Source organism: Janibacter sp. UYMM211, assembly GCF_040547045.1.
GTDB classification, from domain to species: domain Bacteria; phylum Actinomycetota; class Actinomycetes; order Actinomycetales; family Dermatophilaceae; genus Marihabitans; species Marihabitans melonis.
Window position 1 is genome coordinate 1 of sequence record NZ_JBEPOY010000007.1, and the last position, 12539, is coordinate 12539.

The 12539-nt window shown below is 70.8% G+C and carries 11 protein-coding genes; 6 read left to right on the plus strand and 5 right to left on the minus strand.

The annotated features are described in order from the left end of the window. Window positions 1–488 precede the first annotated feature (488 nt). Window positions 489–2309 carry an ABC transporter ATP-binding protein gene (locus ABIB53_RS15455; protein WP_354588820.1) on the minus strand — a complete coding sequence of 607 codons (1821 nt, stop codon included), beginning with the start codon at window positions 2307–2309 and terminating at the stop codon, window positions 489–491. Between the two features lie 71 nt (window positions 2310–2380). Here ABIB53_RS15455 and ABIB53_RS15460 point away from each other — a divergent pair, with 71 nt between their 5' ends. The 5 genes from ABIB53_RS15460 (at window position 2381) to ABIB53_RS15480 (ending at window position 6611) form a co-directional block, all read left to right on the plus strand. Further along, window positions 2381–2803 (plus strand): MarR family winged helix-turn-helix transcriptional regulator, encoded by a 423-nt coding sequence (locus ABIB53_RS15460; protein WP_354588821.1) that lies wholly within the window; start codon window positions 2381–2383, stop codon window positions 2801–2803. A 107-nt stretch (window positions 2804–2910) separates the two neighbouring features. Further along, window positions 2911–3519, plus strand: a complete 609-nt coding sequence (locus ABIB53_RS15465; RefSeq protein WP_354588822.1) for a hypothetical protein — start codon at window positions 2911–2913, stop codon at window positions 3517–3519. 512 nt (window positions 3520–4031) lie between these two features. After that, complete coding sequence (locus ABIB53_RS15470) at window positions 4032–4511, plus strand: hypothetical protein (RefSeq protein WP_354588823.1); 480 nt, start codon at window positions 4032–4034, stop codon at window positions 4509–4511. A gap of 80 nt (window positions 4512–4591) precedes the next feature. Next, window positions 4592–6046, plus strand: a complete 1455-nt coding sequence (locus ABIB53_RS15475) for a hypothetical protein (RefSeq protein WP_354588824.1) — start codon at window positions 4592–4594, stop codon at window positions 6044–6046. A 52-nt stretch (window positions 6047–6098) separates the two neighbouring features. Continuing rightward, window positions 6099–6611, plus strand: coding sequence for a hypothetical protein (locus ABIB53_RS15480; protein ID WP_354588825.1), 513 nt, complete (start codon window positions 6099–6101; stop codon window positions 6609–6611). A gap of 86 nt (window positions 6612–6697) precedes the next feature. Here the strand turns inward: ABIB53_RS15480 and ABIB53_RS15485 are convergent, their stop codons facing one another. The 4 genes from ABIB53_RS15485 to ABIB53_RS15500 form a co-directional block, all read right to left on the minus strand. Further along, entirely contained in the window at window positions 6698–7501 is an 804-nt protein-coding gene (locus ABIB53_RS15485; RefSeq protein ID WP_354588826.1) for a carbohydrate ABC transporter permease, read from the minus strand. Further along, window positions 7498–8340: a carbohydrate ABC transporter permease gene (locus ABIB53_RS15490; protein WP_191681497.1), complete on the minus strand. Its 843-nt coding sequence runs from the start codon at window positions 8338–8340 to the stop codon at window positions 7498–7500. Before ABIB53_RS15490 ends, ABIB53_RS15485 begins: the two co-directional genes overlap by 4 nt. A gap of 58 nt (window positions 8341–8398) precedes the next feature. Further along, window positions 8399–9757 carry an extracellular solute-binding protein gene (locus ABIB53_RS15495; protein ID WP_354588827.1) on the minus strand — a complete coding sequence of 453 codons (1359 nt, stop codon included), beginning with the start codon at window positions 9755–9757 and terminating at the stop codon, window positions 8399–8401. Window positions 9758–9823: 66 nt separating this feature from the next. Further along, window positions 9824–10927: a carbohydrate kinase family protein gene (locus ABIB53_RS15500; protein WP_354588828.1), complete on the minus strand. Its 1104-nt coding sequence runs from the start codon at window positions 10925–10927 to the stop codon at window positions 9824–9826. A gap of 103 nt (window positions 10928–11030) precedes the next feature. Between ABIB53_RS15500 and ABIB53_RS15505 the strand changes: the two genes are divergently transcribed. Then, window positions 11031–12380, plus strand: coding sequence for a 6-phospho-beta-glucosidase (locus tag ABIB53_RS15505; protein ID WP_354588829.1), 1350 nt, complete (start codon window positions 11031–11033; stop codon window positions 12378–12380). Window positions 12381–12539: the final 159 nt, after the last annotated feature.

Below are 12539 nucleotides of genomic sequence, written 5' to 3' on the forward strand. Positions count from 1 at the left end.
GTCCTGAGCCAGGATCAAACTCTCCGTTGATGTTCAACTCCCACCACAACCCCAAAAGGACCGCGGTGAAATACTGATACCCACAAAGGGTTGTCGTCCCAGCTGAGCAAGAACAACTAGCAAAAATACTAGATGATCATTGTCAACCAAAGGATTAAAATATCGTTTCATCAGCACCACACACCCAACAGAAGGAGGATGTGCCGCACCTCAGAAGACGAGGTATTGGCATCGATTTTTGACACGCTGTTGAGTTCTCAAGGTTCGGACGCGCACCATCACTCAACACTCTCGTGCGAAGCTCCGGGGCAACTTCTCCAGCCTACCGCATCTCAGCTTGGGCGACAAATCCGTGATCCGCTCTTGGAGCGGCCGAACTGCATCGCGCTTGGATCTCTGCGGTGTGCTCCGCAAAGGTAGCACCCGATCTGGGCAACCTCCAACTCGGCTGCGGCGCAGGGCCGCCCGCCCCCTTCGGCCCCGCCAGGTCAGGCCGCGAGGGCCAGTCCTGCGTAGGCGCCGGCCTGCTGGAGGAGCTCGTCGTGCGTCCCCTGCTCGGCCACCACCCCGCCGTCGAGGACGACGATCTGGTCGGCTCCCTCGACCGTCGAGAGCCTGTGGGCGATGGTGATCGTCGTGCGCCCCTTCGCCAGGGTCTCGATCGCCGCCTGCAGCTCGCGCTCGGTCTCGTTGTCGAGCGCACTGGTCGCCTCGTCGAGCACGAGGACCCTCGGGTCGCGCAGGAGAGTGCGTGCGATGGCGATGCGCTGCTGCTCTCCCCCGGAGAAGCGGTAGCCCCGTGAGCCCACCACGGTGTCCAGCCCGTCGGGGAGGCTCGCGACGAGGTCGGCCACCTGGGCCGCAGCGAGCGACTGCCACAGCCAGGCCTCGTCGGCGTCGGGTCGGGCGAGCAGGAGGTTCTCGCGGATCGACGCGTGGACGAGGTAGGTCTCCTGGCTGACGACCCCGACCACCGACGCGAGGTCCTCGGGGTCGAGGTCCCTGATGTCCACCCCGTCGACGGTCACCCGCCCCTGCGTGGGGTCGTACAGACGCGAGACGAGCGCGGCGAGCGTGGACTTGCCCGACCCGGTGTGCCCGACGAGGGCGAGCGAGGTGCCGGCCGGCACGTCGAGAGACACCTCGTGCAGCGCGTCCCTCTCCGCCCCCGTGTAGCGGAAGCTCACCCCTTCGAGCCGGACCTCACCACGGACCGCCTCGAGGTCGAGGCGAACCGGGTGCTCCGGTGCCGTGATCTCCGGCTCGAGGTCGAGGTACTCGAAGACCCGGCTGAAGAGCGCCATCGAGCTGACCCACTGGGCGCCCACGTTGAGCAGACCCATGAGCGGACGGAAGATCCCGGCCTGCAGCGTGGTGAAGGCGATGAGGGTGCCGATCGTCATCCCCCCGGAGGTGGCCGGGAGGCCGGCGGCGAGGTAGATGGCGGCCGGGACCGCAGCGAAGACGACCTGCGTCGTCGCCATCCGCCAGCGTCCGGCGAGCTGGCTGCGCAGCTCGAGGTCGATGAGGTCGTGGCTCACCTGGGCGAAGCGCTGCGAGTCGCGACGGGTCGTCCCCATCGTCTTCGCGAGACGGATGCCGCTGATCGACAGCCCTTCCTCGATGCGCACGTGCAGGTCCGCCAGCGCGGACTGCTGGCGGGCCGTGATCTCGCGGCGCAGCAGCGCGACCTTGCGCGTGAGCCAGATGGCCGGTGGGACGACGACGAGCGAGATGAGGGAGAGCCGCCACGACAGGGCGACCATCGCCACCGCGGTCGCCACGGCTGTCGTGAGGTTGCTGGCGATCGAGGTGGCCGTCGTCGTGACGACGCCCTGCATGCCCCCGACGTCGTTGATGAGGCGCGACTGGACCTCGCCGGCCCGAGAGCGCGTGAAGAAGCCGAGCGACTGGCGCTGGAGATGGCCGAAGAGCTGGGTGCGCAGCCCGTGCATGACGCGTTGGCCCACCTGGGCCGACATCCACGTCTGGACGACACCGAGCAGCGAGGTGACGACGGCGACGGCGACCATGCCGCCGACGACCCAGAGCAGGAGCGAGACGTCCTGCTGCGGGATGGCGACGTCGACGACCTCGCGCACGAGGAAGGGCGAGGCCATGGAGACGACGGAGGTCGCGACGATGATCGCGACGACGACGCCGAGCGTGCGTCGGTGGGGGCCGAAGAGCGCGGCGACCCGGGCGAAGGGGACGGGGCGCGCCTCGAGCTGAGCGCGGTCTTCCTTCGAGATGCGGCGCGGACCGCCGGGGCCGCGGCCGCCGACGTGGGGGGTGGGTGCGTCTGTCATGGGCGCCCTCCTTCGATTGCTGAGGTTGACTCAGTATGAGGTAACCACAGGGGTGTCGATAGCATTCCCGCATGGCGATGACACCCCCCGCGGCGGACGGGCTCGGCGAGCTCATGCTCGCCGTCACCCGGCGGCTGCGCAGGGGCACGGCTCATGCGCTCACACCGCTGGGCATCACGCCTCACCACGCACGAGCGCTGAGGGTCGTCGAGCGGGACGGCCCCATGCGGCTCGGTCAGCTCGCCGAGGCCTTGCACGTCGCGCCGCGCACGGTGACCGACGTCGTCGACCACCTCACGGAGTCCGGCTGGGTCGAGCGCTCCCCCGACCCCGCAGACCGCCGCGCCACCGTCATCGACGTCACCGCCGCGGGTCGGACGATGGCCGCCGAGGTCGAGCAGGTGAGGCGGGCGGCCAGCCGGGAGATCTTCGCCGGCCTGTCGAAGGGGGACCGAGCTCACCTCGAGCGGATCCTGCGCGACCTCGTCGGCTGAGCCGCCTGTGGATCGTCCGGTGGCGCCGGGCCGCTGCTTCGCTAACTTGGACGGCAGCGATGAGGCGTCCGGGCGGGTCGGTCGCCGCGAGGGAGGGGCTCGGACGCATGGGCACACGCACCCTGGGACTGCTGGCGGCGGGGGCCGTCACGCTCGCCGGTTGCACCGGGGGCGGGAATGACCCCGAGACGTCGTCGACGAGCATCGCCACCCCGACGAGCGCGTCGTCCTCGACCCCGTCGACTCCCTCGAGCAGCGGCGGGTCGACGACGAGCTCGGGGAGACCCACGGCCCGCACGGTGCAGTCGACTGCACCCCCCGTACAAGCGCGCCCAGACTCGCAGGCCGGCGCTGAGGCATTCGCCAAGTGGTACTGGGAGGCACTGGCTGAATCGGTCACCGTCGGTGACACCACGGTACCCCGGAAGTACTCGACGAGAGCTTGTTCTATGTGCCGCGACTCGTTGGACGCCGTCCAGGCGAAGGCAGACAAATACGGAGTGCCAGCCAGCAATCCCTACACCGTCAAGATGGAGAGCTCAGAGTTCGCTAAGGGCAGAAGTTTCGTCAAGCTCGATGTTGCCTTCGACGACTACACACTTGAGAAGAATGGCGAGCCACGGGCACGCATCAAGGGCGACGCCTCGAAACTGATCTTGGAAGTTCGCCATGACGGCGAAACGTGGAAAGCCCAGAAGTGGACGCTGCTCCGATGATGAAGCGGGTGCGTGCGCGGACGATCTGGTCACTAGTCGTCGCTGCGCTCCTGACGCTTGCAACAGTTGCGGAGGCTGACGCCTCCGTCTCCCCTACTCGCGGAGCGGCGCTGGGGTCACCCGGAAGTGCGACAGGGGTCACGAGCGCGCACACCGAGTCGGGGCCACCCGACCCGGTCATTCCTGAGTTCACCGAGGACTTCTTCGGGGCCGGAGCCGAGATCTCGCGGGGACCAAACACCAGTCCGGGGACGGCTAAGGGACGGGACTCGGCGACGACATCTGACACATCGCCAGTTGGGACAGGCGCGACAGAACGAAAATCTCAAACAACGTCGTGTTCGTCGAGTGCCAGCGACGAGCGCTGCAGAGTGGCGCAAGCAGCCTGCTCAGGCGCCACGGCTGCGGTGATTACCGATAACGGTGGCGCTTTCGTGGGTTACGTGTGCGGGGGAGGTCCTCCCTCTGCAGGAGTTGGGCCCGCGCCTGCTGCCGCGCCAGCCGCTCCACCCGTGCCCACCTTCGGGCAGATCCAGCAGGCCTTCCGCGAGCTGCCCTTCTGCAAGCCCAGCCCGAGCATGCAGCCCGTCGGGGGCAAGACGGTGGTCAACCTCGCCACCTACTACGAGGCCGGCTGGCCCGATGGCGCCTGCCTCTCCCCCGGCGAGACGAGCGCGAAGGTCCAGCTCCTGTCGTGGAGCGTCGAGTTCGCGGTCGAGGCTCGCGACTACCGCTTCAGCTACGGCGACGGCGCGTCGAGCGGGTGGACGACGTCGACCGGGGGTGGCTACCCCGACGGCGACATCACCCACGCCTACCGCGACACCGGGTCGGTCGACGTGAGGGTCGACGCCCGGCTCACCGGCAGCTACCGGGTCGACGGCGGGGCCTGGCAGGACATCGAGACCGTCGCCGACCTCCAGGACGAGCCGGCCGCGACCTACGAGGTCGTCGAGGCGAAGAACAGGCTGCAGGCCGACCCGGCGGGGTGAGCGGATCCCCCTTCGGCACCGGTCGATTCCACGGATTCCGTGGGTGTCGCCGGCGTCGGACCCGTCACTAGCGTCGCCGCATGACTGAGCTCGAGCTGCCGCCCCACCCCGTCGACGCTCCCGTCCTGCAGGCACCGGTCGACCTCGGGGGCTTCGCCCTCGACCTCTGCTGCGCGCCGAGCGTCGCGTCGTACGCGGCCCCGGTCGTCGAGCGCTTCATGCGCTACCACGAGGACGGCCAGCACCACGACGGCCTGCGCACGATGGTGGGCTTCAGCATGTGGCAGCTGCGGCAGTCCTCCCCCGGCCGGATGACGATCCAGGCCCCGAGCTATCTCAGCCCTGACCCCGACCTCACCGAGGACACGACCGACGACCTCACCACCGCGCTGTGGGTCGAGGCCATGCACGACGACGTCCTGCGCCAGCTCGACGTCGACGGCGACGTCGTCGACCTCTCCTCAGGCGTCATGTGCACCCGTGCCGCGCTCAAGGTCGTCGAGTCCGGCGGCGACGACGAGCTCGTCCTCACCCGTCGCGCGCCGACCTCGAAGAGCAGCTCGGGCTGGCACCTGAGCACCGCCACGAAGGCCGGCCTCATCGGCCGGCGCGAGAGCGACGTCCTCGCCGGGCTCCTCGTCCGTGGAGCCCCCGCGGTCGTCGCCCTCCTCCCCCTGCCCGTCGGCACCACCGCCCGCCTCACGACCACCCGCGTCCTCGAGGTCACCGCCGGAGAGGCTCCGCGTCGCACGACGACGGGGGGCACCCCCTTCGCCGCCGGCGAGCGGGTGACCGTCGAGGAGCACGTCGACGGGCTCACGGTGCGGGCCACCATCGCCCCTGCTCTCGTCGAGGTCGCCCGCACCCTGCTGAGGACCGCGGCCGCGGGCGGCCGCGAGCGTCTCGTGCCTGGCGCCGCCCTGCAGACCGACTACGTCACCTACCGGCTCGAGCAGGCCGAGCCGGACGTGCTCGACGTGACGTCACCGGACTTCTCGCACCCGCTGGCCTATCGCTCCGGCACGACCGTCGACCTCACCGAGGCCGTCTTCGCCCACGTGCAGCAGCAGACCCTCGTCGGCCGGGCGGGCGTCGCGGCAGAGCCCACCCACGTCGACGACACCATCGGCATCCAGCGTGCGGTCGTCGACGCCCTCGCCGACGGGCAGCGCATCGGGGTCGTCCTCGACCGCATGGCCCTCGGCGACGCCGACCGGCTCGACGACGGCACCCGGCGCTCGGGGTGGTTCGTGTGGGCCAACGCCAGCACGGAGCTCACCGAAGACCAGCGAGCAGTGCTGAACGTCGACGCCGGAGAGGTGCACTCCTACGCCCGGTGGCTCGCGCCCTACCTCGCGCTGCCCGTCGGGACGATGGTCCAGCTCTTCGACGACCAGCTCCTGCGGGCCCACCTCGTCGACCCCGACCGGCTGGACGCCGCCGTCGAGTCCGGCCCGGCGCGCACGATGGGCGAGCTGCTCGCCGACCCGCATATCGCCCGTCCCATCCTCGCCGGGGACGACGTCACCGGCTGAGCGCACCCTCGGGGGTGGTGACGGGCGCAGGTGCGCGCGGCAGAGTGGGGCGATGAGCACCGACGACACGTCCGAGGCCCGTCCCGACCCCGACGAGCTGCTGAAGGTCTACCTGCGCCGGCACCTCGCCGCGTCGGCCGGCGGTGTCGACCTCTTCCGCCGCGTCGCCGGCAGCATCCCCGCCTTCGCCCGAGACGAGGTCGTCCGCCTCGCCGACGACGTCGCCGCCGACCGCCGCGGCCTGCTCGACATCGCCAAGAGTGTCGGCGTCACCCAGCCGCAGGTGCAGGAGACGATCACCCGCATCGGTCAGCAGCTCGGCCGGCTCCACCCCGCCGGCACCCTGCTCAGACGCTCGCCGCTCACCGACGTCATCGAGCTCGAGGCGATGAAGGCCGCGACGAACGCCCGCATCCTCGGCTTCCGCACGCTGCAGGAGCTCTCCGACCCCCGCCTCGACCAGCGGCACGTCACGACGCTACTCGAGCGGGCGCTCGACCAGGAGGAGCGCATCGAGCTGCTCCGCGTCGAGGCCGTGCACCGGGCGCTGCGACCGCAGGACTGAGCGAAGGGGGACCCCGGCCCCCTTCGGTCCGGGGAAGACACGAGCCCGGCGGCCTGGCCGCCGGGCTCTGCTGCGTCCTCGACCCCTCAGTCCTTGACGGCGCCCTCGAGCATCCCGGCGATGAAGTGCCGCTGCAGGAAGAGGTACACGACGACGACCGGCACGGCGATGATCGTCGCGCCCGCCGCGAGCAGCGCGAAGCCCTGCGTGTACTGCCCGGAGAAGAAGCCCAGGCCCAGCGGTGCGGTTCGGATCGCCTCGTTCGTCGGGGCCATGACGAGCGGGATGAGGAACTCGTTCCACGTCCACATGAAGGTGAGCACGACGAGGGTGATGATCGCCGGACGGGCGAGCGGCACCAGCACCTGCCACAGGATGCGCATGTGCCCCGCCCCGTCGAGGCGGGCCGCCTCGATGAGCGAGCGGTTGGTGGAGCGGAAGAACGAGCGCATCCAGAAGGTGCCGAAGGCCACCGACTGCGCGACCTGGGGCAGGGTCACGGCCCAGAAGGTGTCGGTGAGACCGATCGTGCGCAGGTCGTAGAAGAGCGGCACGACGATCGCCTCCGCCGGCATCATGATGCCGACGAGCATGACGTAGAAGATCACTGTCGAGCCGCGGAAGCGCATCGTCCCCAGCGCGTACCCGGCGAGGATCGACAGGACCGTGCTCACGGAGACGACGAAGACCGAGACGAGCACCGAGTTGCGCAGGTAGGTGCCGAAGCGCCCCACCCGCCACGCCTCGCCGAAGTTGGCCAGACCGCCCGGCGCCCCGGAGTCGGTCTGCAGCGCCGCCCCGACGATGCCGGCGAGCGGCGCGATCGCGAAGAGCGCGAAGACGACGAGGACGACGTAGCTGCCGAGGGTCTCGCGGGCCCGCACCCTCATGCGCGGTCACCGAGCCGGGTGATGACGAAGCTGATGGCGAAGATGATGAGGGTGAGCACGACGCCGACCGCGCTCGCCAGCCCGACCGCCCCCTGCTCGAAGCCCTGCCGGTAGACCTCGTAGCTCGGCACCGTCGTCGAGTGGCCCGGTCCCCCCTTCGTCGTCATGAAGATGAGGTCGAAGGTCTTCAGCGACGCGATGACGGTGAGGGTGAGGGCGACGGCGATCTCGCCGCGGATCGAGGGCAGCGACACCGCCAGGAACTCGCGGATCGGGCCGGCGCCGTCGAGGCGCGCGGCCTCGTAGAGGTCCTTGGGCACCTGGCTCAGCCCCGCGAGGAGGAGCACGGTGACCAGACCCGTCTCGAACCACGTGCCGATGACGCCGACCGAGGGCAGGGCGAAGGTGTAGTCGCCGAGCCAGCCGCGGGTCAGCGAGTCCAGGCCGATCGCCGAGAGCAACGAGTTCAGCGAGCCCTCGGAGGCGTAGACCCGGCGCCACGCGACCGCGATGACGACCATCGCGACGACCTGCGGCAGGAAGACCACGGTGCGGAAGAAGCCCAGCCCCCGCACCCGCGAGCGGTGCATGATGCCCGCGAGCACGAGGCCGATGAGCAGCGGCAGCACGGCGTAGAAGACCATGAGCACGAGCGCGTGGAGCAGAGCCGCGCGCAGCCGCTCGTCGGTGAGGACCTCGGTGTAGTTCGACAGGCCCGCCCACGACCCGACGGACAGCCCGTCCCAGTCGTAGAGCGAGATCCAGCCGGCCCGCAGCAGCGGGTAGAGGGCGAAGGCCCCGTAGACGAGCAGGGCGGGCAGGAGGTACAGCCAGGCCACCCTCCGGGGCTCACCGGGAGGGCCGTGCTGCCGTACCTTCTGCGCCGCCACCTGCCGCCTACTCCTTGGTGAACTCGGCGTAGTCGGCCTCGATGGTCTCCATCGCGGCCTTGGGGTCCTTCTTGCCGGCGAGCATGTCCTGCAGCCCGGCGCCCATGGTGTCGCCCATCGTCGGGGTGGCCCAGTCGAGGTAGGGGGTGAGCCCGTCCTTCTCGCTGACCTCGCCGAAGGCGGCGAAGATCTCGTCGCCGAGAGGGTCGGCCGCCTTGCGCTCGGCGGTCCCGACGACCGGCATGTTGCCGTTCTCGGCGAGGACGTCCATCGCGTCGTCGTTGGTGATGAAGTCGATGTACGCGGCAGCGGCGTCGGGGTTCTCGGCCTTCGAGGTGACGGCGAAGGGGAGCCCGGAGCCACCGGTCGTCACGGGGGTGTCGCCCTCCTTCTCCACCGGCGGGAGCATGAAGCCGACGTCGTCCTTCATCGCGGCGTAGAGGTCGGACTGCAGCCAGGAGCCGGCGATGAGGAAGAGGCCGTCGCCCTTGCTGAAGGACTGCCAGGCGGCGTCGTAGCCCTCGCCGTTGAAGCCCTCGTTGAAGTAGCCCTTGTCGACCCAGTCGACGAGCGTGGCGCCGGTCTGCTCGTTGCCCTCGTCGGTCCAGCTCGCGCCGGGCCGGCCGTAGCCGAGCGTGCGGATGGTCTCGGCGTCGGTGTAGCGACCCTGGAGCGCGCCGAAGACGTGCACCGCCGGCCACTTCTCGATGTTGCCGAGCACGAGCGGGGTCTCGCCGGCCTCCTTGGCCGTCGCGAGCGCCTCCTCGAACTGCGCCCAGGTCTTCGGCTGCTCGATGCCGAGGTCCTCCATCATCTTCTTGTCGTAGAAGATGCCGACGACCTCGCCGACCTGCGGCAGGCCGAAGATGCTGCCCTCGCCGAAGGTCTTCGCGTCCGGGGAGTAGGAGACGACGGACTGCACCGACTCCGGGTAGCGGTCGCGCCAGCCGTACGCCTCGGCGTAGGGGTCGAGGTTGATGATCTGCTTGGCCCCCACGAACTGGCCCATCTGCGAGCGCGTGTTGTTGGCCTGGACGACGTCGGGGGCGTCGTCACCGGTGAGGGCCAGGCGCAGCGTCTTCGTCAGGTCGTCGAAGGAGCGCGAGACCCGCTTGATGGTGATGTTCGGGTACTTCTTCTCGAAGGCTGCGTTGAGCGCCTTCATCTGCTTGTCCTGACCGCCGCGGACCTCCTGGTCCCAGACGGTGAGGGTGATGTCGCCCATCGCGGCGGGGTCGGTCTCGACCTCCGAGGCGGCCTTGCTCGTCGCCGACTCCTCGCCGCCGGAGCCGCCGCCAGGGGCGCACGCGACGGCGGTCAGGCTGGCGCCGACCAGGACGGCGACCGTGGTGTACCTGCGGGTCATGGTGTCTCCTCGATGAGTGCGGTGCTGCTGAGCTGGAGCCTGCCTCGTGCGGGCCGGCGGAGTGCCTCAGACATCGGACTGTCGCGCGATCGTTGCCTGCGCGCGACGCACGGCGTGCTGCGGGACGTCGGGGACGATCTCGTCGAGGAAGGCGAAGCGACGGCGCACCGAGGCGCACCGTGCGGTGCCGGAGGGGTCGGCCTTGACCCGGCGCCACCAGTCGACGATGTCGCCCCAGCCGGGAGCGGCGAGCGAGCCGCCGACGTGCTGGACGGCCAGCCCGGAGCACAGCGTGGCGAAGGCGAGCCGGTCGCGCAGCGGCCAGCCGGCGAGGGTGCCGAGGGCGATCGCGGCGTGGAAGACGTCGCCCGCACCGGTCGCGTCGACGGCCTCGACGTGCAGCGCCGGGACGTGCTCCTCCTCGCCCGTCGAGGAGTCGATCGCCAGCGCGCCCTCGGCGCCGTTCGTGACGACGACGAGCGGCACGCGGTCGGCGAGCGCGTACATCGCCTCGTGCGGGGTCCGCGAGCGCGTGTACGCCATCGCCTCGACGGCGTTGGGGGTGAAGGCGTGGATGCCGTCGAGCCGGTCGAGCAGCTCGGTCGACCACTCACCGGTCGCGTCCCACCCGGCGTCGGCGAAGAGGAGCGCCCCCTGCTGACGGGCCTTCGTCGTCCAGGTGAGGTCGTCGGCGTGCAGGTCGAGCAGCGCGATCCGGGTGCGTGGCGGGTCACCGATGAGCGCGCTCGCGGGCTCGGGGCTCGGGTGGCCATGGCTGATCATCGAGCGGTCGCCGTCGACGGCGAGCGAGACGGTCACCGGGGTGTGCCAGTCCGGGTAGCGGCGGGAGCGGGTGAGGGCCACGCCCTCCTGCTCCTCGAGGGTGCGCCAGCAGAAGTCGCCGTACGCGTCGTCGCCGAAGGCCGCGGCCAGCGTCGTGCGCAGGCCGAGCCGTGACGTCGCGACGGCGAGGTTGGCGATGCCGCCGGGAGAGGAGCCCATCCCCGACGCCCACACCTCGGTACCCGGCGTCACGCCCCCGTCGATGCCGGTGAGGACGAGGTCGAGGAAGACGGTCCCGTAGAGCAGGACGTCGGCCTCGGGCTCGACCGCCGGGGCGTCGGCGGGCTCGCGCAGGTGCGAGAGCGGGTCGAAGGGAGGTGCGGTCACCCGTGCATTGTGCACCGGCGCCCCCGGGCCGGGCCCCGCCCGGCGCGCGAGGGGGCGCGACTAGCCTGCTCGTCGTGACGTCCGTGCGAGGAAGGTGCCAGGCATGCAGCTGACGATCCTCGGGGGTGGTGGCTTCCGCGTCCCTCTCGTCTACGGGGCGCTCCTCACCGACGACCACCCCGACCGGGTGCGCGAGGTCGTCCTCCACGACACCGACGCGACCCGGCTGGCGAGCATCGAGCGCGTGCTGCAGCAGATGGGCGCCGACCACGACGACCCGCCGCGCGTGCGGGCGAGCACCGACCTCGACGAGGCGGTCGCGGGGGCCGACTTCGTCTTCTCCGCGATCCGGGTCGGGGGCACGCAGGGGCGCACTGTCGACGAGCGGGTGCCGCTGTCGTGCGGGGTGCTCGGCCAGGAGACGACCGGACCGGGCGGTCTCGCCTACGCGCTGCGCACCGTCCCCGTCGCCGTGCACATCGCCGAGCGCATCCGCGAGCTCGCGCCCGACGCGTGGACGATCAACTTCACCAACCCCGCTGGCATCGTCACCGAGGCGATGTCGGCGGTGCTCGGCGACCGGGTCGTCGGCATCTGCGACTCGCCCATCGCCCTCGCCCGTCGCGCCGCCCGCGCGTGCGGCGTCGACCCGACGACGACGGCGCTCGACGTCGACTACGTCGGGCTCAACCACCTCGGCTGGCTGCAGGGCCTGCGCACCGACGGCACCGACCTGCTGCCCGACCTCGTCGCCGACCCGCAGCGGCTCGCGACCATCGAGGAGGGCCGGCTCTTCGGGCCGGAGTGGCTCGGCGCGCTCGGCACGATCCCCAACGAGTACCTCTACTACTACTACTTCACCCGGGACGCGGTGGCCTCGATCCTCGACGCCGAGCAGACCCGCGGCGAGTTCCTCCTGCAGCAGCAGGACGCCTTCTACGCCGAGCTCGCGGCGCGACCCGACGACGCGCTCGCGACGTGGCGGCGGGTGCGCGAGGAGCGCGACGCGACGTACATGCGCGAGGCCCGAGAGGAGGACGAGGCCCGCGACGCCGCCGACATCGAGGGCGGCGGGTACGAAGGGGTGGCCCTGGCGATCATGGCCGCGATCAGCCGCGGCGAGGCGGCCGACCTCATCCTCGGCGTGCGCAACGACGGCACCGTGCCCGGCCTGCCCGTCGGGGCCGTCGTCGAGATCCCCTGCCGCGTCGACGCGGACGGGCCGCACCCCCTTCGCGTCACCGCGCCGACCGGCCACCGCCTCGGCCTCATGGCCCAGGTCAAGGAGGTCGAGCAGCTGACGATCCGGGCCTCGCTCGAGCGCTCCCCCGCCCTCGCCCTCGAGGCGCTCGCCCTGCACCCCCTCGTGCCGTCGGTCACGACCGCCCGCGAGATGCTCGACGGCTTCCGCCGCCGCAGCCCGCAGATCGGCGCCCTGCTCGGCACCCCCTGACCGATCGCCGACAAAACCCTGCTGGCTGCCCTTCGACGAGCCAGCCGGGTCTCGAGAGGGTCCTGGCTCGTCAAGACCCTGCTGGCAGGGTTTTGTCAGCCCAGCCCAGCCCAGGCACGGCGAAGGGGGCGTGGCCGGTGCCCGGCCACGCCCCCTTCG